This is a genomic window from Agrobacterium leguminum (assembly GCF_005144435.2).
GTDB classification, from domain to species: domain Bacteria; phylum Pseudomonadota; class Alphaproteobacteria; order Rhizobiales; family Rhizobiaceae; genus Agrobacterium; species Agrobacterium leguminum.
This window is the reverse complement of the sequence record NZ_CP120211.1, coordinates 2,545,717-2,565,419: the sequence shown is the minus strand read 5'-3', so window position 1 is coordinate 2,565,419 and position 19,703 is coordinate 2,545,717. Positions and strand designations below refer to the sequence as shown.

Genomic DNA, 19,703 nt, shown 5'->3' with positions numbered 1-19,703 from the left:
CTCCCATAAATTTTTGAGAAATCGATGAATTGAAATTAAATTTATAATAAATATTGCGGGTGATATTTAATACGTAAAAAATGATAATACAATATAAGAAATTGTTTTTTTGAATAAAGTGCGTCTTTAACGTGTTGCGGAAATTCCTTTCGCAAAATTATGCAGTGAAAACTGTTTATTCCTGCACGAAGGTCTTTTTGAGCCTGTCCTGGAACGGCTTCATAAAATAAGAAAGAACACTCCTTTCGCTGGTTTGTATGAATACTTCGGCCGGCATGCCGGGATATAATTTCCCGCCGGGCAGATGACCCATTCCGGCCTTGTCGGGTTTGATGCGCAGCGCGTAATAAGATGTGCCAGTTCGGGAATCCGTCTGCAGATCGGGGGCGACGACAGCAACTTGCGCGCTCAAATCCGGCGTCGTGCTTTGATTGAATGCCGTGAAACGAATGGTAACTGGCTGCCCGACGTAAATCTGATCGATGTCTCGCGGGGTTATATTGGCCTCGATGGCAAGCTCGTCCTGCTCCGGCACCACCAGCATCAGAACTTCACCCGGTTGAATGACGCCGTTTATATTGTGCACCGAGAGCTGGTAGATGCGACCGGCAATCGGCGAGCGGATGTCGAGGCGATCCAGCTGGTCGCGCGTTGCCGCCAGCCGCTCTTCATATTCCGCGACGGTCGCTTCGATCGATGTCAGATCTTTCGTGACTTCCGATTTGCGGTCTTCATCGAGCTGAAGCAATTGCAGGTCCAATTCGCTCAGCTTGCCCACCGTCTGTGCCCGGGCGGCGATATATTGGCCCTGCTGACCTTCGAGATTGGAAAGCTGGCGCTTGAGGAGATTGAGGCGCTGAAGTGTGACAAGCCCTTTTTTGAAGAGCTCGTCCGTCTTGGAAACGTCTTCCTTTACAATGGCAAGCTCATTGTTCGTCGCCTCTACCTGCACCTCGAGGCCGCGTGCCTCGTCGGCGAGTTGGTCCTTGCGTGTTCCCAGCTGCTTTTTCATGCCGATCAAGGCGTTGCGACGGCTGTTGAAAAGGTTCTGTTCGCTGTCGATAAAGGTCTTGGCCGCCTTCGAACTCGTCAGGGCCGCCAGATCTTCCTGCACGGTGAAAGACGGCGCCTCGGCAATTTCCGCACGCAGGCGAGCCCGACGAGAATAAAGCTGCGCAAGCGTATTTTCGACGATGGAGAGGTTGGCCTGCACGACGGTGGCGCTTAGCCGCAACAGCACCTGACCGGCCTCGACCCTGTCACCTTCGGCAACATTGATCTCACTGACGATGCCACCGGAAAGATGCTGGATTTTTTTTGAATTGCCTTCAACGACAACCCGGCCCGTGGCCACCACTGCGCCGGCAAGCTTTGCAAAAGCCGCCCAGCCGCCCAATCCGACCAGAAGGCCAAGGGCTAGAACGACCACTGCGGTCGAGTGCCTGAGAATGGAGGCATTCGTCATACCGGATTTTTCCGCCTCAACCATTTTCGCTCACCCGGTTTTCAATCTTGCGCGTTTCTTCCTCCTCAGGCACCTGGCGGATATTCTGCCGCAGGATTTGCGCGAGCACCTCCTCCTTGGTGCCAAAGCGCAACATCCGGCCGTTGCTCATCACCATCACCAGATTGACGCTTTCGATAGCGCTGGGGCGATGGGCAATGACGACGACAATGCCGCCACGCGCCCTGATGTCGCCAATGGCATTGCGCAGGGCCGCTTCGCCTTCGCTGTCCAGATTGGAGTTCGGCTCATCGAGAAGGACAAAGAAGGGTTCGCCAAACAGTGCGCGGGCAAGGCCGATGCGCTGTTTCTGCCCGCCTGATAAAGCCTCGCCACGGTCGCCAATATAGGTATCGTAACCGTTGGGCAGGTTGAGGATCAGCTCATGCACCTGCGCGGCCTTTGCTGCGGCGACAACCGCTTCCGCTGTCGCATCGCGGTCGAAGCGTGCGATATTCTGCGCCACGGTTCCGGGCATCAGCTCCACCTGCTGGGGCATGTAGCCGATGGATTTGCCGAGAAACTCGAAATCCCACTGGTTGAGCGCGGCCCCATCGAAGCGGACGGAACCGCGTTCATAGGGCCAGATGCCGGTCATCAAGCGTGCCAGCGTGGATTTGCCGGAGGCGCTTGGGCCAATGATGCCGAGACCATCGCCTGCGTTCAGCGTGAAGGAAATATCGGCGACCGTATCGCGTGCATTATTGGGCGGCCCACCGGTTACACGGTCAACCGCGACGGTAAATTGCGGGCGGGGCAGGGAGAGCGGCTGCGAGGGTTCGGGCACCAGTTCCAGGAACTCGTTGATGCGTTTCCAGCCCTGTCTTGCGGTCATGAAGCTGCGCCAGTTTGCAATCGCATGTTCGACAGGACCGAGCGCCTTTGCGGAGAGGATCGAGCCTGCGATGATGCTGCCCGCCGATGCATTGCCGTCGATGACAAGCACGGCGCCGATGGCCATGACGCCGGATTGCAGCAACAGGCGGAAAGTTCGCGACATGGCGCCGAGCATGCCGGCCGTATCGGATGTCGACAGGGTGACGGCGCGATATCTGGAGTGCAATTCGTCCCACATGGACGTTACCGCCCCCATCATGCCCATTGTCTTGATAGATTCGATGTTGCGCTGGCTGCTGCCGACGAGGACGTTTCTCTGCCCTCGTGCGGTATAAGCCTGCTTTGTCGCCCGTTCGGTCAGCCAGTTCGTAAGAAGCGTCAGCACGATGAGAACTATAGCTCCGCCGAGCACAGCGAACCCGATCCACGGATGCAGGGCAAAACAGATCAGTAGATAAATGGGCAGCCAGGGAATGTCGAAAAAGGCGGCCGGGCCCGGTCCCGAGAGGAACTGGCGGATCTGATCGAGATCGCCGATGATCTGCAGCCCATCGACCTTTCCCGAGGCAAGGAGCGGCGCACTGATCGACGCCCTGAAAAGCTTCTGATTGAGCGCGTCGTCCATATTGTCCGAAATGCGAGCCAATATGCGGCCTCGCAGCGCGTCGAACCCCATAAGAAACGCGTAGAGAACGATCAGGAGAACGACCAGTGCCACAAGGGATGGAATGCTCTTGCTTGGCAAAATGCGGTCGTAAACTTCCAGCATGAAAAGCGAGCCGGAAAGATTAAGAATGTTCATCAACGCGCTGGCGAGACCAACGGCGAAAAAAGCGGACTTATTTTTTGTTAAAAAAGAATTAAATAAAAACATAATAACACCTGAAACGGCAAGAAAATCGCACAATAAATGCAATTAGGCAATGCTGTTCGAGGATGGGCTAAAACACTCGAGCAAGAAATCAGGGAGGCATTTGTTGTCGGTCGAAATCTGCCGCATCTTTCCGCAAAGGAAATGACTGAAAGAGCTTCGGTATTCTCAGGTCCGCCAATGCTTGCCAAGCGCAGCTTTCAAGCCGCATGCGTGCCTTGCTATGTTATATCGTCGCAACAAAAAAGGCGGCCCGAAGACCGCCTTTTGATCAATCCATCGAAATGGAAATCTTATTCCGCTGTGGCTTCCGCAGCCTTTGCTGCTTCTTCCGCTGCCTTGGCTTCTGCGGCTTCGGCTGCTGCCTTCTCGGCGGCGAGAGCCTGTGCTGCTGCTACCTTTTCGGCTTCCAGACGTGCCTTTTCGTCGGCAAGCGCCTGACGCTCGGACTCGTTCAGCTTGCGGGCGCGCGTACCGGTGTTTTCGACGATACGGGCAGCCTTGCCGCGACGGTCGCGCAGGTAGTAGAGCTTCGCGCGGCGAACCTTACCGCGGCGAACGACTTCAACGCCTTCGACCAGCGGGGAGTAGATCGGGAATACGCGCTCGACGCCTTCGCCGTAGGAAATCTTGCGAACGGTGAAGCTTTCGGAAAGACCGCCGCCGGAACGGGCGATGCAAACGCCTTCGTAAGCCTGAACACGGGTACGGTTACCTTCCGTCACGCGAACGTTGACGCGCAGGGTGTCGCCCGGAGAAAACTCGGGCAGGGTGCGCTTTGCTTCGATCTTGGCGGCCTGTTCGGCTTCCAGCTGCTGAATGATGTTGGTCATGTTAACCTCTGATTTCTTCTGAAACAGCCAGAGCGCTCAACGGTTCGTCTGTCGGTTAATGCCTTCAGACCATGCCTTTCGGCAGGAGCGGGTTCGCCATTCTTTGCTTTCGGTTGGGATATTTCCCATTTCCACGCGGGCACATACACGAGGATGCGCCGTTTGTCATCCCTTTCATGACAATATTTTATCAATTACGCGCCGCGTTCCGGCAGTTGCGAAGCGGCGCGCTGGCGGATATGGCATGGGAACCTTGGGAGGGGCCATGTCCATATTCATTATTCTCATGCTGTTCGCCACCGGCTTTCTGTCGGGTGTCGTCAATGCGATTGCCGGTGGCGGCACCTTCCTGACCTTCGGGGCGATGACGTTGGCCGGTCTGCCACCCATCGTCGCCAACGCCACGTCAGCCATCGTGCAGTTTCCGGGCTACATCACCTCTGTCATCGCCTATGGGCCGGAAATCCGTGCCCATTGGCGCGAGGCGATCCTTCTGTCTGGCGTTTCAGTCGTCGGCGGGCTGGCCGGATCGCTTCTGCTTTTGTCGCTCGACAATCCTTCCTTCCGCCAGCTCGTGCCATGGCTGCTTCTTGCTGCAACCGCCGTTTTCGCTGCCGGCCCGTGGCTGCGGCCGAAGGCGAGCGCCGAACGTTCACCCGGTAATCTGCCGAGCCTCGTCTTTCAGGGGCTCGCTTCCGTCTATGGCGGGTTTTTCGGTGCCGGCATGGGCATCATGATGCTGGCGATCCTCGGAATAACCTCGGGTGGCAGCTATCATCATCTGAACGCGCTGAAAAACCTCTTGTCAGTCGTGATCGCCGTCATCGCAATCACGATCTTCGTCAGCGGTGGTGTCGTTTCCTGGTGGGCGGCGCTCATCATGTTCCCTGCGGCCGCACTTGGCGGCTATGTGGGCGTGCATACGGCACGGCGGGTGCCGCAGTGGATCATCCGCTGGCTGGTGATCGCCGTCGGGCTGGTGCTGACGGCCTATTATTTCGTTTCGGCCTGAGCCTTTACCAGAAGGTCAGGACGTCTTTCCTGCGTCAGCTTCAGCGCCTGTTCATGACGCCATCTGTCGATGACAGCGTGGTTGCCAGAGGTGAGAACGGCTGGGATGTCGCGGCCTTCCCAGACCTGCGGGCGGGTATAGTGCGGATGCTCCAGCAGTCCGCCTTCGAAGCTCTCATGCACACCGGAAAGATCGTTGCCCATGACGCCCGGCAGGATACGGACGACGGCGTCAAGAAGCGTCAGCGCCGCCGGCTCACCGCCGGAGAGGATGTAATCGCCGATCGACACTTCCTCCAGCCCGCGCGCCTCGATCACCCGCTGGTCGACGCCTTCGAAACGGCCGCAGACGATAATCGCGCCTTCTCCGGCCGCCAGTTCACGCACACGGTTTTGCGACAGCGGCTTGCCGCGCGGGCTCATCAGCAGCCGCGGCCTTGTATCGCCATCCGAAACATGGTCGATGGCCGCAGCCAGCACATCGGGTTTCAGCACCATGCCGGCGCCGCCGCCTGCCGGCGTGTCATCGACGCTTCTGTGTCTGTCGGTGGCAAATTCGCGGATCTGTACGGCGTCCAGCGACCATTGCCCCCGCTCCAGCGCCTTGCCCGCCAGCGAATATCCGAGATGCCCCGGAAACATTTCCGGGTAGAGCGTCAGAACGGTAGCCTTGAAGGTCATGACTTTATTTCTTGCCGAACGGCGATGCGCCGGTTTCGTCCTTGTCGTCGGGATTGTCGATCAGTCCGGCGGCCATCGGATCGATAAGAATACGACCGGCTTCGAGGTCGATTTCCAGCACGGCCGCTTCCGAAAAGGGAATGAGGGCAGGGCGACGGCCTGCACCTTTCAGCTCCAGCAGGTCACCCGCGCCGAAATCGTAAACGGCGCTGACGGCGCCATAACTTTTGCCATCGGCATCGACGGCTTCCAGCCCTTCGAGGTCGGCATAATAAAACTCGTCATCGTCAAGCTCGTCGTCAGGCAGATTGTCGCGCTCGATGAACAGTTCCAGACCGTTCAGGCTTTCCGCCGCATTGCGGTCGTTGATGCCCCTGAAACGAACAACGACGACATTTTTGCCCTCGCGCACTTCCAGAATTTCGAAAACACGGCCATCGGCAGTGACGAGATTGCCATAATCGCCGAGCGCCATCGGATCGGCCGTATAGGTGCTGACACGGACTTCGCCGCGCAGGCCCTGTGCGCCGCCGATCTTTGCCATGAGTACCGGGTTTTCCAGCTTTGCCATCGGGCCGTCCGTCTTCTGGTGTTGGTTGCGTCAGCTTTAAGGTTTGTTGACGCCAAAATAAACAAAAAACGGGCGGCATGGAAAACCACACCACCCGTTCTTCAAAAGTTTCCGTGCAGATTATTCTGCAGCAGAGGCTTCCGCAGCAGCAGCGGCTGCATCTTCAGCCTTCTGCTTCTTTTCAGCGATACGCTCGAGAGCGCGCTTGCCCGGCTTTGCCTTTTCCGGGTTGCTGCGAGCGGCGCGCTCGGCAAGGCCGGCTTCTGCGAGGAAGCGCAGAACGCGATCGGTCGGCTGTGCGCCCTTGGCGATCCATTCCTTGATGAGGTCAGCCTTCAGCTCAACGCGCTGCGGGTTGTCCTTGCCGAGCATCGGGTTCCAGGAACCGACCTTCTCGAGGAAACGGCCGTCGCGGGGCGAACGGGCGTCAGCAACGACGATCTGGTAATACGGGCGCTTCTTGGAACCACCGCGTGCGAGACGAATTTTCAGTGCCATGTTATTTACTCCTTAGGATGGCTTGTCCGCCGTTCAGGCGGTCTTTTCGGTGCCGCCATGTTCGGCGGCGATTGCTTCATGATGCCGGATGACTTCCTTGATGATGAAGTTCAAGAACTTCTCGGCGAAATCCGGGTCCAGATTGGCATCCTTCGCCAGACGGCGAAGGCGTTCGATCTGGTATTCCTCGCGCGCCGGGTCGGCCGGCGGCAAATTGTACTTTGCCTTCAGCACGCCCACCGCCTTGGTACAGCGGAAACGTTCGGCAAGAATGTGAACCAGTGCGGCATCGATATTGTCGATCGACTGGCGGTATTCGGAAAGCTGGGCTTTCACCTCTGCATTGTTCACTGGTGTCCCCCTCACTTCTTTTTCGGAAAGCCGGGCAGGCCCGGCATGCCGCCAAGACCGGGCAGCTTGGCGCCACCCAGACCCGGCAATCCGCCCGGCAGACCGCCAAGACCGGGCATGGCGCCTGGCTTGCCGAGACCGGCGGCTTCCGCCTGCTTCTGGAGCGCCTCGAGCTGCTTCGGATCGATGTTCGACAGGTCAGGCATGCCGCCGCCAAGGCCACCGAGGCCCATCTTGCCGGCGAGGCCGCCCATCATCTGCTTCATGATGCCGCCTTTGCCCTTGCCGCCCATGGCCTTCATCATGTCGGCCATGCCGCGATGCATCTTCAAAAGCTTGTTGATTTCAGCGGCATCCGTGCCGGAACCGGCGGCGATGCGCTTCTTGCGGCTGTGTTTCAGAATGTCCGGGTTGGCGCGTTCGGCCTTGGTCATGGAAGAGATGATTGCGATCTGGCGATCGAACATCTTGTCGTTCAGGCCGGCCGAAGCCATCTTGTCCTTCATGCCGGCCATGCCGGGCATCAGCCCCATGATGCCGCCCATGCCGCCCATCTTCTTCATCTGGGCAAGCTGGTCGGAGAGATCGTTGAGGTCGAACTTGCCCTTGGCCATTTTCTCGGCCATGGCGCGGGCTTTTTCCGCATCGATGTTTTCGGCGGCCTTTTCGACCAGCGAGACGATGTCGCCCATGCCGAGAATACGGTCGGCAATACGGCGCGGATGGAACTCGTCGAGTTCGTTCATGCGCTCGCCGATACCGATCAGCTTGATCGGCTTGCCGGTGACGGCGCGCATGGAGAGGGCCGCACCGCCGCGTCCGTCGCCATCCATACGGGTCAGCACGAGGCCGGTGATGCCGACGCGCTCATCGAAGTTGCGCGCCAGATTGACGGCGTCCTGACCGGTCAGCGAATCCGCGACCAGCAGGATTTCATGCGGGTTGGACTTCTTCTTGATGTCGGCCATTTCCAGCATCAAGGGTTCGTCGATATGGGTACGGCCGGCGGTATCGAGAATGACGACGTCATGGCCGCCGAGTTTTGCTGCCTGTACGGCGCGCGCGGCAATATCGGTCGGCGACTGGCCGGCGATAATGGGCAGCGTGTCGACGCCGGTCTGGACGCCGAGCTGGCGAAGCTGTTCCTGGGCGGCGGGACGGCGCGTGTCGAGAGATGCCATCAGCACCTTCTTCTTCTCGCGGTCGGTCAGGCGCTTGGCGATCTTGCCGGTGGTCGTGGTCTTGCCCGAGCCCTGCAGACCCACCATCATGATGACGACGGGGGCAGGGGCGTTGAGATCGATGGAGACGCCTTCGGTACCGAGCATTTCGACAAGCTCGTCATGCACGATCTTGACGACCATCTGGCCGGGCTTGATGGATTTCAGGACGGCTGCGCCGACAGCCTTTTCACGCACCTTATCGGTGAAGGAACGCACGACTTCCAGTGCAACGTCCGCTTCCAAAAGCGCACGGCGAACCTCGCGCAGCGCGGCAGCAACATCGGCTTCCGTCAGCGCGCCACGGCCGGTCAGTCCATTCAGAATGGAACCAAGGCGGTCCTGGAGGTTTTCAAACATCGTTTCTTCCTTCTTCGTTCCGGGGTCTCCGAAACGTCGGTGCTTTCGCTGCCAAAAACAAGACGCAAAGCCAAAAAGCACCCGAGGGCGCATCGCGCTGTCGGGTGTTGACCTCCGGGATCTCTTTATACCTTTGCGGGTCCCGGTCGGCGGCTTGGAGTCGTGAAACTGCCAGCTGATGGGCGGGATAAACAGGAAAGTGCGGGAAAAGTCAAGGCGGCGCGGGTTTGTGGCCGAAAAGGCCCGCATTTCATCTTTGCGTGATTGGCCGCAGGCGGCCATTGGCGGCGCTTGAACGGGCCCCTTTCGCTCCCTATACCTTTGTCATGAAACGTCGAAACTTCTTTCGTTTTTCCGCTCTTGGCCTGCTCGCTCTGGCGGGTGGGGGCTTTTATGCCCGCCGTTCGAACGCGAGCGCCTATTATAGCGGCCCGATCTCCGATCATTTCGACGGGGTGCGCTTCTTCAATCCCGGCGGTTCGCCGCCCGGCAATTTCATGGGCCTTATGAAATGGCGCCTCAATGGCGAGCGCGCTACATGGCCGGAAAGCTATCCGAGCCCCTTTCCCTTCGCAAAACCGGAAGCCCGGATCGAAGGCAGGGACATGCGCGTCACTTTCGTCGGCCATGCCTCCTTCCTTATCCAGACGGCGGGGCTGAATATTCTCATCGATCCGGTGTGGTCGCAGCGCACCAGCCCGTTCAGCTTCGCCGGTCCCAAACGGGTCAATGCGCCCGGCATCCGTTTTGAGGATCTGCCGCCCATCGATCTGGTGCTGGTGACGCATAATCACTATGACCATCTGGACATGGAGACGCTGAAGCGCCTGCATGTGGCGCACAAGCCGCTCTTCATCACACCGCTCGGCAATGACGCCATCATCCGTACCGGGGTCGAGGCAGCCCGCATCAAGGTGGGCGACTGGGGCGATGTGGTGGAGACGGGGCCGGTTAAAATCCACTTCGAGCCGTGCCATCACTGGTCGGCCCGCGGCCTGAACGACCGGCGCATGGCGCTATGGGCTGCCTTCGTCATCGAAACGCCGGGCGGTAAAATCTACCATATCGGCGATACCGGCTTCCACGAGGGCCTCAACTATCACGCCGCGCGCAAGAAGCACGGCGATTTCCGCCTCGCCAACCTGCCTTTCGGTGCTTATGAACCGCGCTGGTTCATGAAGGGCCAGCACCAGAACCCGGCGGAAGCCGTGGAAGGCATGAAGCTTTGCGGTGCAGCGCATGTCTGCGGCCACCACTGGGGCACCGTGCAGCTAACCGATGAGGCGGTGGACGCCCCGCTCGTGGCGCTCAAGGCGGCGTTGAAGGAGCAGGGGGTGGATGAGAGCCGTTTTCGGCCGATGCGCCCCGGTGAGGTTTTCGACGTACCTTCCGCCTGATCACTGCCGCGTTTGCGCCGCAACAGTCTGGTAATTTGCTGTCCTTTCCGCCATATAGGGCGAAAGTGCGGGGAAAATCCCTATGCAATCCGATTTTCAGACAGTTTTCAGGTTTAGGGCAATGGCGGATACGGTCGAATTTGCGAAGATGAACGGGCTTGGCAACAAGATCCTCGTTATCGACATGCGCGGCCGCAAGGATATGGTCACGCCGGCGGCGGCGATTGCGCTGAACGCCGATCCTTCGACCCAGTTCGACCAGATCATGGCCATTCACGATCCTCGTGTCAGTGGCACGGATGCCTTTATCGACATCCTCAATTGCGATGGTACGAAGGCGCAGGCCTGCGGCAATGGCACACGCTGCGTGGTGCAGGCGCTGTCCTCCGAAACGGGCAAGACCAGTTTCACCTTTCAGACGGTGGCGGGCATTCTGAATGCCGTCGAACATGAAGACGGCATGATTTCCGTCGATATGGGCCTGCCGCGTTTCCGTTGGAGCGATATTCCGCTTTCGGAAGAGTTCCACGATACCAGCCGCATCGAATTGCAGATCGGGCCGATCGATGCGCCGATCCTGCATTCGCCGGCCGCCATGTCCATGGGTAATCCGCATGCGATTTTCTGGGTGGATCGCGATCCGATGGAGTTCGATCTCGAACGTTTCGGGCCTCTGCTCGAAAACCATCCGATGTTCCCGGAAAAGGCCAATATCACGCTGGCGCAGGTAATTTCCGACAGCGCGCTGCGCACCCGTACCTGGGAGCGCGGCGCCGGGCTGACGCTCGCCTGCGGTTCGGCCGCCTGCGCTTCAGCGGTTTCTGCGGCGCGCACGGGCCGCACCGGCAGGAAGGTTACAATCGATGTCGCCTCCAGCCCCATCCGTGTGCCGCTGACCATCGACTGGCGCGCGGATAATCACGTCATCATGACCGGCCCGGCCGAATGGGAGTGGTCCGGTTCCGTCGATCCCGTAACCGGCGCATGGTCGCGGGATGTTGCGGCGGAGCAGGGGACCGTATGAGCGGCGTCGAGGTCATAACCTTCGGCTGCCGTCTCAACACCTATGAATCGGAAGTGATGCGGGCGGAGGCCGAAAAGGCCGGGCTCAACAATGCCGTGCTGGTCAATACCTGCGCGGTGACGGGTGAGGCCGTGCGTCAGGCACGCCAGGCCATCCGTCGGGCGCGGCGCGACAATCCGCATGCCCGCATCATCGTCACCGGCTGCGCCGCGCAGACGGAAAAACAGACCTTTGCCGAGATGCCCGAAGTGGATGCGGTGCTCGGCAATGAGGAGAAGCTGAAAAGCGCTTCCTATCGCGCGCTGCCGGATTTCGGCGTGTCGGCGGAAGAAAAGCTGCGCGTCAACGACATCATGAGCATCAAGGCGACCGCGCCGCAGATGGTGAAGCACATAGACGGACATGTGCGCGCCTTCATTCAGGTGCAGAACGGCTGCGATCATCGCTGCACCTTCTGCATCATTCCCTATGGGCGCGGCAATTCCCGCTCCGTGCCGATGGGTGCCGTGGTGGATCAGGCGCGCAGGCTGACGGAAAGCGGCTATCGCGAGATCGTGCTGACCGGGGTGGATGCCACGAGCTATGGCGCGGACCTGCCGGGAGAACCTTCCCTCGGTTATCTCGCCAAGACATTGCTGAAGCAGGTGCCGGATATTCTGCGTCTGCGGCTCTCCTCCATCGACAGTATCGAGGCCGACCGCCATCTGATGGATCTGATTGCCGATGAGCCGCGTTTCATGCCGCATCTGCACCTGTCCCTCCAGCATGGCGACGACATGATCCTGAAACGCATGAAACGCCGCCATTTGCGGGCTGACGCCATTCGTTTCTGTCACGAGGTGCGGTCGCTCCGACCGGATATCGCCTTCGGTGCGGATATGATCGCCGGTTTTCCGACCGAGACGGAAGACATGTTCGAAAACGCCGCGACGCTTGCGGAAGAGTGCGGCATTTCCAGCCTGCATGTCTTCCCCTACAGCCCGCGCGCGGGCACGCCGGCGGCGCGCATGCCGCAGCTTGACCGGGCTTTGGTGAAGGAGCGAGCGGCAAGGCTCCGTGAGCGCGGCGAGGCGCTGAAGCTAGCGCATCTGCAAAATATGGTCGGTTCGGTGCAGACGATCCTCGTTGAAAACAACGGTTTTGCGCATACCAACAATTTCACGCTGGTGGAGGCACCGCATCTTGCCCCGCGCACTCTTGCGCAGGTTGCGATTACCGGCCACAACGGCAAACATCTGAACATGAAGCTTCTGGCGGCGGATGCGGCCTGAGGCGGCACAAGAGAAAAGACACGGGAACGACCATGGCCCTCGGCTTCATCAAAAAAGTCTTTTCGTTCGGCAGGGACAAGGCCGAAACGGACGACCGGCCGCAAGAGGACGCCGCGCCCGGGCGCGGCAATGAAAACGCTTCCTTCGAAGCGGCGCTAATCGACGCCGAAGCGCATGGCCCTGTCGACAAGGACCCGGTTTCCGAACTGGAGATGGAGACGGCCGGCGGACCAGCCCCGGACGAGGCGAGGGAAGCGTTCCTTTCCGACGATGACGAGGAAGAGGACGCACCGCTTCTGCCCGGTGCCGAGCTTTCCGGCGATATGGGCGTGGTGCCGCTGTCGTTGCTACAGGCGGAAGCCGCCGCCGAAGAGCAGGTCGAATCTGCCCCCGAAGCAGCGGATGTGGTGCTGGATGCGGATGCAATGGATGCGCTGCTTGACGAGGCCGAAGCCGCGACTGCCGCCGAGCCCTCCGCTACACCGCCAGCTCTACCAAAGGGTTTTTCGTCCGCCAGTGAGCGGCAGGAGCCTGCCCCTGTCGCACCGCAGGTAAAACTGACATGGTTTCAGCGCCTGCGGGCCGGGCTTGCCCGCACGTCGTCGCAGCTGACCACACAGATTTCGGCGCTTTTCACCAAGCGCAAGCTGGATGAGGATACGCTCGACGAGCTGGAGGATCTTCTCATCCAGTCGGATCTCGGTGTCGAGACTGCCATGCGTATCACCGGCGCCCTGTCTTCCGAGCGCTACGGCAAGGATGTGAGCGGCGAGGATGTGGCGCGCATCATGGCGGGCGAGATCACCAAGGTCCTGAAGCCTGTCGCCAAGCCGCTTGAACTCGATCTTTCACACAAGCCGCATGTCATTCTCGTTGTCGGCGTGAACGGTACGGGCAAGACGACGACCATCGGCAAGCTTGCCGCCAAGCTTTCCGGTTCGGGCCTCAAGGTCATGTTGGCGGCCGGCGATACGTTCCGCGCGGCGGCCATCGAGCAGCTCAAGATCTGGGCGGACCGTACCGGTTCGCAATTCATCGGAACCAAGCTTGGCGCGGATGCGGCGGGGCTTGCCTATGACGCCTATGAGCAGGCGCGGGCGCAGAAAAGTGACGTTCTCATCATCGATACGGCCGGTCGCCTGCAGAACAAGACGGAGCTGATGGCGGAACTGGAGAAGATCGTGCGCGTGCTCGGCAAGCTCGATCCCGACGCGCCGCACACCGTGCTGCAGACGCTGGATGCGACGACCGGCCAGAACGCCATGAACCAGGTGGAAATATTCCGCAATGTCGCGGGCGTTTCGGGCCTGATTATGACAAAATTGGATGGCACGGCGCGGGGCGGTATCCTCGTCGCCATCGCTGCCAAACACAAGCTGCCGGTTTATTTCATCGGTGTGGGTGAAGGTGTTGATGATCTGGAGCCCTTCGAGGCGGAAGATTTCGCCAAGGCCATTGCGGGAGTTTGAGTATGGATATTGAAAGCAATTCCAAGGAAAGCGAAAAGATGGTGGCGGAAATCAGCCCGCTCCTGAAATTCGTGCTCGAGCTTGGCCCGCTCATGGTGTTCTTCTTCGCCAATTCCCGCGGCGAATGGCTGGCCTCCACCTTCCCCGTGCTGACGGAGTTCGGCGGGCCGATCTTCATCGCCACCGGCCTGTTCATGATCGCAACGGCGCTGGCGCTTTCGGTTTCATGGGTGCTGACGCGGAAACTGCCGATCATGCCGCTGATATCGGGCATCGTCGTGTTCGTGTTCGGTGCGCTGACGCTTTGGCTGCAGAACGATACCTTCATCAAGATGAAGCCGACCATCGTCAACACGCTGTTCGGTGTCATTCTGCTTGGCGGCCTGTTCTTCGGGCAATCGCTGCTCGGTTATGTCTTTAATTCCGCCTTCAGGCTGACGGATGAGGGCTGGCGCAAGCTGACGCTGCGCTGGGGCGTATTCTTCCTCTTTCTTGCGGTGCTAAACGAGGTGGTGTGGCGCATGTTCACCACCGACACCTGGGTTGCCTTCAAGGTGTGGGGCACGATGCCGATCACCATCATCTTCACCATGGCGCAGATGCCGCTCGTCATGCGCCATTCGCTGGAACCGCTTAACAAGGACGAAAAATGACCGTTGCAGAGATGTCGGCTTCCCGTTCGCGCTCGCTCAAATGGTTCGGCGTGGCCGCCGGGCTGCTTCTCCTGCAGATCGTCATCCTTTATTTCATGGGCCGCATTCCGATCTGCGAATGCGGTTATGTGAAGCTGTTCGAACCGGGCGTGAACACGCCGGGCAATTCCCAGCATCTGGCCGATTGGTATACGCCCTCGCATATCATTCACGGTTTCCTGTTCTACTGGCTCGCCTGGCTGCTGTTCCGCAACAGGTCGCTTTCCATGCGGCTTTCGCTTGCGGTTCTGGTGGAAGCGGCATGGGAAATCCTTGAAAACTCGCCTCTCATCATCGATCGTTACCGGACCGCGACGATGGCGCTGGGTTACACCGGCGACAGCATCCTGAACTCGGCGATGGATACCGTCTTCATGGTGCTGGGTTTCCTGTTCGCCGCCCGTGTGCCGGTGTGGCTAACGGTGGTGATCGCCATCTTCTTTGAAATCTTCACCGGCTGGCTGATCCGTGACAACCTGACGCTGAACGTGGTGATGCTGCTCTGGCCTGTGGACGCGATCAAGGAATGGCAGAACGCGCTCCCGCAAATGTGAACGGGTTTTCCTGGGCCGCGGGCCGAAAGGCACGGAAGCCGCGCAATATATGCAGGTTTTCTTAATGGCATTGCGGTAGTGTCAGGCAAAGGCTCGTCTCTCCCTCCGGCAGAACCCATTGCAAGACAACTTCGCCTATCTTCTCCCCTTCATCATGCTGACATTCGGCGTGGTGTTCCTGTTCCTGCAAAGGATCGGCCACGCTTCTGCCCGCTATTGGGGTATAGGATATCTTTCGGCGGCCTTCGGTTTTGCGACACCTTTGGTGCTTGGCGGCCTGCCTTTCGAAATACAGGCGATTGTTTCGAACCTGTTGTTCTTCTCCGCCTTCTTCCTCTACGGCCACGCTCTGCTCGTCCATTTCGGGCGGCCGCTTTATATCACGGCCAGGCTGTCGATCGTGGTTGCCGCGGTTTTGCTGGTCTCTTTCCATGTCTTCGTCACACCGGATCTGAAACGCGAGCTCGTCATCGGCGATCTCGTCTGCGCCCTTTTGCTCGCGATTCCGGTTTGGCTCGTGCGAAAGCGCCCCGTCGCGCTTGCCGACAGGCTGATGGTGGGAATTGCCTGTCTTGTGGTGCTGGAGACGCTGGTGCGCATCGGCATGCTGCTGGTGATGACGCCGAGCGGCTTGATGATCGAGCTCAGCGAATTCTTCGAATCCGACTATGCTTTCTACATGCAGCTTGCCGCCAGCATCTTCGGCTTCCTGCTGGCGCTCTCCGTTCTCGCGAGTCAGATTTCCGTCACCGTCGACCGGCATCTGCATGCGGCAGAGCATGATCCGCTGACGGACGTGCTGAACCGGCGCGGCTTCGACCGCCGAGTTCCCGATTTTCGCAACGATATCCCTGAGGGTGCGGTCATCGCCTGCGACATAGACCACTTCAAGCGTATCAACGATGTTTACGGTCATGCGGCTGGAGATATCGTTCTTATAGGTCTTTCCGATCTGCTCAGGCGCAATGCGCCAGAGGATGCGCTGGTGGCGCGCTTTGGCGGTGAGGAATTCGTGGTCTTCCTGCCTGGCCGGACAGCCGCCGCAGCCGGTCAGCTAGCCAATTCCATGCGGACAGGTCTTTCGTCGGTCGATTGGCGCAACCGGGGTGTAACCAGCCAGATCACCGCGAGCTTCGGTGTCTCGGCCGTCGCGAGGGGAGATCATTCCATTCATGACGCCATCAAGCGGGCCGATGACAGTCTCTATGCCGCAAAACGCGGCGGTCGCGATCAGGTCGTGCTGGAAGGCATACGTCTGCCGGCTGAAGGCCCTTCGCTGAGGGTCGTTACCAAGGGGTGACGCCTTGCGGAGCGGGTTATTTACCGGCAGCGGCCGCGATGGCTGGCAGCAGGTCGCGCTCGACGCTGCGGGCATCGAAGGGGCCGACCTTTTTATAAAGGATCGTGCCATCCGCGCCGACCAGATAACTTTCGGGAATGCCGTAGACGCCCCAGTCTATCGCGGCCTTGCCGTTTGGATCGACGCCTATCGCAGCGAAGGGATTGCCGAGCTCGCCGAGGAAGCGCAGCGCATTATCCTGCTTGTCCTTGTAGTTGATGCCGACGACGGTGATGCGGCTGTCTTTCGCCAATTCCTGAAGCAGCGGATGCTCCTGCCGGCAGGGAATGCACCAGGAGGCGAAGACGTTCACCAAAGTCAGCTTGCCCTTGATGGCAGCATCAGTCAGCGCCGGCAGGTTGGAGCCCTCCAGCGGCGGTAGCGACAGGGTGGGTGCCCTGGTGCCGATCAGCGCCGAGGGAATGGCGCTGATATCCAGCCCGTTCACGTCCTGATCGTAAAGCATCTTGCCGGCGACGAGGGCGAAACCGCCGAACAGCAGCAACGGCAGAAGCGCCAGCGCATAGCGTGCACGGCCTGTCGTTTTGGCCTTGGTGTCGCGGTCAGCCTGCGTCATTGCGCGTCACCTGTGGAACCGGCTCTCGCTCTGCGGCGTACGCCGGATGCTTCGAGTTCCTTCAGTTCCCGTTTGCGTACCTGACCGTCCACGACGACCCAGGCGATGAGACAGAGAACGACAAGGCCGGTCGCCGCATAGGACATGCCGATATAAAAGGCGTGTGTCATCACTTCAGCCCTCCCGGTTCGCCATGCGCGCGGCGAGACGCCGCTGCGCGGCCACGCGCCGACGCCAGATTTCGTTGCGCATCGCGGCGATGTGCAGGGTGAAGAACAGCAGCGTAAAACCGACGGCCATGGTCAGCAGCGGCCAGAGGAATTCCATATCGATGGCGGAACCGCCCATGCGGATGACGCTTGCCGGCTGGTGCAGCGTGTTCCACCACTCGACCGAAAATTTGATGATGGGGATATTCACGAAACCGACGAGGATCAGCACGGCGCTGACGCGGGCGGCTCTGGAAGGATCGTCCATGGCGCGGTTGAGCGCGATGAGCCCCAGATACATCAGGAAAAGCACGAAGACGGAGGTCAGCCGCGCGTCCCACACCCACCACGTCCCCCACATGGGTTTACCCCAGAGCGAGCCGGTGACGAGCGCAATCAGCGTGAAGGCCGCGCCGATGGGGGCGGCGGCCTTGTGGCTGACATCCGCCAGCGGGTGACGCCAGACGAGGGTGCCGATGGCGGAGACCGCCATGACCGAATAACACATCATGGCAAGCCACGCGGAGGGCACATGCACATACATGATGCGCACGGTATAACCCTGCTGGTAATCACCTTCGGTGGTGAAGGACAGATAAAGACCGGCGGCCAGCACCAGCGCCGTGAGCGCAGCGAGCCATGGTAGAATGCGCGCCGCCAGCGCCAGAAACCGGGTGGGATTGGCGAGATCACTGAATTTGGTGATGGTGAAGGTCTGCTCGTTCATGCCGTTTGTGTAACCCGAGAATGGCCGCCCCGCAATTGATCCCTGTCAATCGGGGATCGTCCGGCGTGGTTTCATCAATCCATAACATTGCGCAGCGCCAAAGCGGCGAAGAAAGGTCCGGTCACGGCTGAAAATAACGTGATCGCACACAGAATGAGAAATGGCGGCATGAAGGGCGCCGGATCCTGCACCGCCGCATAGGAGGCGCTGACGCCGAAGATCAGCACGGGAATGGCGAGCGGCAGGACGAGGATGGAAACCAGAAGCCCTCCGCGCGGCAAAGCAACGGCAACCGCCGCGCCCACCGCGCCGATGAAGGTGATGGCAGGTGAGCCGACGAGAAGGGTAAGCATCACGGCGCCGATCGCCACTTCGTTCATGTTCATGAAGAGGCCAAGCAGAGGGGAGGCAAGCACCAGCGGCAGACCGGTCGTGACCCAGTGTGCCAGGCATTTCACGAACACGGTCAGGACCAGCGGGGTTTCCTGCATCAGGATCAGATCAAGGGAGCCGTCATCCCGCTCGGCCTGAAACAGCCGGTCGAGGCCGAGAAGGGCGGAGAGCAGCGCGCCAATCCAGACGATGGCCGGGCCGATGCGGGCGAGCAGGTTGAGATCCGGGCCGACGCCGAAGGGGATGACGGCAACCACTGTCATGAAAAACAGCACGCCGATCAGCGCGCCGCCGCCGGCGCGGATGGAGAGTTTGATGTCGCGGAGGAGGAGGGCGGTCATTGGGACGCCCTCGAGTTCGCGGCGTTACCCCCCTCTGCCCTGCCGGGCATCTCCCCCTCAGGGGGGGAGATCGGCAAGACGCTCTTCCACCACTCCATTCTCAAGCGTTGAGATGGGCGAGACCTTGCCATAGGTCGATCTCCCCCCTTGAGGGGGAGATGCCCGGCAGGGCAGAGGGGGGTATGCCTCGCGCACATCGCCCTCATGCCCAAGCCTCCACACCCGCAAACCCCGTCATCCGCAATTCCCGCGCATTCTCCAGCCCCAAAGGCTGATGGGTCGCGGCCATGACGATGCCACCTTTCCCAAGGTGGTTTTTCACGAGATCGGTAAACATCCCGTCCGCAGCCTTATCAAGCGCCGCCGTCGGTTCATCGAGAATCCACACCGGTCGCCATGCAATCAAAAGTTTCGCCATGGCAAAACGCCGCTGCTGGCCGGCGGAGAGATAACCGAAGGGCAGGTGGGTAATGCCGGCGAGGCCGACGATCTCCGCCGCCTCATCGATCGCCACGCCCGCACCGCCGGAAAAATCGCCGAGGAAGTCTTTCCAGAACTGAAGATTCTCCGAAACGGTCAGTTCCGTTTTCATCGCATTGCGATGGCCAAGATAGTGGCAGGCCTCCGAGGGGCGCATGTCAGCTTCGATTTCTTTGTCGGCTATCTTTATTCGTCCCTGTTCGGGCCGCAGCAGGCCGGCCACCGTGCGCAGCAGAGTGGATTTTCCTGAACCGTTGCGGCCGGTCAGCACAAGAGCCTCACCGTCGCTTAACTTGAAGGAAATATTCATGAATATGAAATCTTCGCCGCGTCGCACGCCAAGATTTTCCGCCGTGAGATTCATGCTGCGGTTCCGGTTCACTTTCTCGCCTCGACTATAAAAAAATCGATTAGCTTCGTTGAATGGTCTGGTACGTTTCTCCGAAATTATCTATATGGGTGTCAACACGCCAGCGGCCGGCGTGAACATCAT

Annotated in this window: 21 protein-coding genes; 8 read left to right on the top strand and 13 right to left on the bottom strand. The window is 59.7% G+C overall.

Annotated features, from left to right (window positions below; all coding sequences use genetic code 11):
- Window positions 1–175 precede the first annotated feature (175 nt).
- From CFBP4996_RS12350 to rplS, 3 genes are all read right to left on the bottom strand, one after another.
- A complete protein-coding gene (locus CFBP4996_RS12350; protein ID WP_137396221.1) occupies window positions 176–1,489 on the bottom strand; it encodes an HlyD family type I secretion periplasmic adaptor subunit in 1,314 nt (437 codons plus the stop codon).
- Window positions 1,482–3,215: a type I secretion system permease/ATPase gene (locus tag CFBP4996_RS12345; RefSeq protein WP_080853000.1), complete on the bottom strand. Its 1,734-nt coding sequence runs from the start codon at window positions 3,213–3,215 to the stop codon at window positions 1,482–1,484. Before CFBP4996_RS12345 ends, CFBP4996_RS12350 begins: the two co-directional genes overlap by 8 nt.
- A gap of 290 nt (window positions 3,216–3,505) precedes the next feature.
- Window positions 3,506–4,045 (bottom strand): 50S ribosomal protein L19, encoded by a 540-nt coding sequence (gene rplS / locus CFBP4996_RS12340; protein WP_059759847.1) that lies wholly within the window; start codon window positions 4,043–4,045, stop codon window positions 3,506–3,508.
- A 265-nt stretch (window positions 4,046–4,310) separates the two neighbouring features.
- Between rplS and CFBP4996_RS12335 the strand changes: the two genes are divergently transcribed.
- Window positions 4,311–5,057, top strand: a complete 747-nt coding sequence (locus CFBP4996_RS12335) for a sulfite exporter TauE/SafE family protein (protein ID WP_059759849.1) — start codon at window positions 4,311–4,313, stop codon at window positions 5,055–5,057.
- Here CFBP4996_RS12335 and trmD read toward each other — a convergent pair.
- The 5 genes from trmD to ffh form a co-directional block, all read right to left on the bottom strand.
- Window positions 5,039–5,737, bottom strand: coding sequence for a tRNA (guanosine(37)-N1)-methyltransferase TrmD (gene trmD / locus CFBP4996_RS12330; protein ID WP_080853001.1), 699 nt, complete (start codon window positions 5,735–5,737; stop codon window positions 5,039–5,041). The genes CFBP4996_RS12335 and trmD overlap by 19 nt on opposite strands.
- 4 nt (window positions 5,738–5,741) lie before the next feature.
- On the bottom strand, window positions 5,742–6,308 hold the full coding sequence (rimM, locus tag CFBP4996_RS12325; RefSeq protein WP_065656916.1) for a ribosome maturation factor RimM: 567 nt from the start codon (window positions 6,306–6,308) through the stop codon (window positions 5,742–5,744).
- Window positions 6,309–6,428: 120 nt separating this feature from the next.
- Window positions 6,429–6,806 carry a 30S ribosomal protein S16 gene (rpsP, locus tag CFBP4996_RS12320; RefSeq protein ID WP_003520510.1) on the bottom strand — a complete coding sequence of 126 codons (378 nt, stop codon included), beginning with the start codon at window positions 6,804–6,806 and terminating at the stop codon, window positions 6,429–6,431.
- 33 nt (window positions 6,807–6,839) lie between these two features.
- Window positions 6,840–7,157: a chorismate mutase gene (locus CFBP4996_RS12315; RefSeq protein WP_003492497.1), complete on the bottom strand. Its 318-nt coding sequence runs from the start codon at window positions 7,155–7,157 to the stop codon at window positions 6,840–6,842.
- Window positions 7,158–7,168: 11 nt separating this feature from the next.
- Window positions 7,169–8,737: a signal recognition particle protein gene (ffh, locus tag CFBP4996_RS12310; protein ID WP_080853002.1), complete on the bottom strand. Its 1,569-nt coding sequence runs from the start codon at window positions 8,735–8,737 to the stop codon at window positions 7,169–7,171.
- A gap of 326 nt (window positions 8,738–9,063) precedes the next feature.
- On the opposite strand from ffh, the gene CFBP4996_RS12305 reads away from it, so the two are divergent.
- The 7 genes from CFBP4996_RS12305 (at window position 9,064) to CFBP4996_RS12275 (ending at window position 16,444) form a co-directional block, all read left to right on the top strand.
- Window positions 9,064–10,134: an MBL fold metallo-hydrolase gene (locus CFBP4996_RS12305; protein ID WP_080853300.1), complete on the top strand. Its 1,071-nt coding sequence runs from the start codon at window positions 9,064–9,066 to the stop codon at window positions 10,132–10,134.
- A 121-nt stretch (window positions 10,135–10,255) separates the two neighbouring features.
- Window positions 10,256–11,158, top strand: coding sequence for a diaminopimelate epimerase (gene dapF, locus CFBP4996_RS12300; protein WP_059760042.1), 903 nt, complete (start codon window positions 10,256–10,258; stop codon window positions 11,156–11,158).
- A complete protein-coding gene (gene mtaB, locus CFBP4996_RS12295) occupies window positions 11,155–12,429 on the top strand; it encodes a tRNA (N(6)-L-threonylcarbamoyladenosine(37)-C(2))-methylthiotransferase MtaB (protein WP_080853003.1) in 1,275 nt (424 codons plus the stop codon). Before dapF ends, mtaB begins: the two co-directional genes overlap by 4 nt.
- 32 nt (window positions 12,430–12,461) lie before the next feature.
- Complete coding sequence (gene ftsY / locus CFBP4996_RS12290; protein ID WP_080853004.1) at window positions 12,462–13,898, top strand: signal recognition particle-docking protein FtsY; 1,437 nt, start codon at window positions 12,462–12,464, stop codon at window positions 13,896–13,898.
- Between the two features lie 2 nt (window positions 13,899–13,900).
- Window positions 13,901–14,551 carry a septation protein A gene (locus tag CFBP4996_RS12285; protein ID WP_003520517.1) on the top strand — a complete coding sequence of 217 codons (651 nt, stop codon included), beginning with the start codon at window positions 13,901–13,903 and terminating at the stop codon, window positions 14,549–14,551.
- Window positions 14,548–15,144 carry a DUF2585 domain-containing protein gene (locus CFBP4996_RS12280; protein ID WP_080853005.1) on the top strand — a complete coding sequence of 199 codons (597 nt, stop codon included), beginning with the start codon at window positions 14,548–14,550 and terminating at the stop codon, window positions 15,142–15,144. Before CFBP4996_RS12285 ends, CFBP4996_RS12280 begins: the two co-directional genes overlap by 4 nt.
- Window positions 15,145–15,262: 118 nt before the next feature.
- Window positions 15,263–16,444, top strand: a complete 1,182-nt coding sequence (locus tag CFBP4996_RS12275; protein WP_162935965.1) for a GGDEF domain-containing protein — start codon at window positions 15,263–15,265, stop codon at window positions 16,442–16,444.
- Window positions 16,445–16,460: 16 nt separating this feature from the next.
- Here the strand turns inward: CFBP4996_RS12275 and CFBP4996_RS12270 are convergent, their stop codons facing one another.
- From CFBP4996_RS12270 to ccmA, 5 genes are all read right to left on the bottom strand, one after another.
- A complete protein-coding gene (locus CFBP4996_RS12270) occupies window positions 16,461–17,060 on the bottom strand; it encodes a DsbE family thiol:disulfide interchange protein (RefSeq protein WP_121490288.1) in 600 nt (199 codons plus the stop codon).
- Window positions 17,057–17,230: a heme exporter protein CcmD gene (gene ccmD / locus CFBP4996_RS12265; RefSeq protein WP_080853303.1), complete on the bottom strand. Its 174-nt coding sequence runs from the start codon at window positions 17,228–17,230 to the stop codon at window positions 17,057–17,059. Before ccmD ends, CFBP4996_RS12270 begins: the two co-directional genes overlap by 4 nt.
- Before the next feature lie 4 nt (window positions 17,231–17,234).
- Complete coding sequence (locus CFBP4996_RS12260) at window positions 17,235–17,996, bottom strand: heme ABC transporter permease (RefSeq protein WP_080853006.1); 762 nt, start codon at window positions 17,994–17,996, stop codon at window positions 17,235–17,237.
- Between the two features lie 74 nt (window positions 17,997–18,070).
- Window positions 18,071–18,730 (bottom strand): heme exporter protein CcmB, encoded by a 660-nt coding sequence (gene ccmB, locus CFBP4996_RS12255; protein ID WP_080853007.1) that lies wholly within the window; start codon window positions 18,728–18,730, stop codon window positions 18,071–18,073.
- 202 nt (window positions 18,731–18,932) lie between these two features.
- Complete coding sequence (gene ccmA, locus CFBP4996_RS12250; protein ID WP_080853008.1) at window positions 18,933–19,574, bottom strand: heme ABC exporter ATP-binding protein CcmA; 642 nt, start codon at window positions 19,572–19,574, stop codon at window positions 18,933–18,935.
- Window positions 19,575–19,703: the final 129 nt, after the last annotated feature.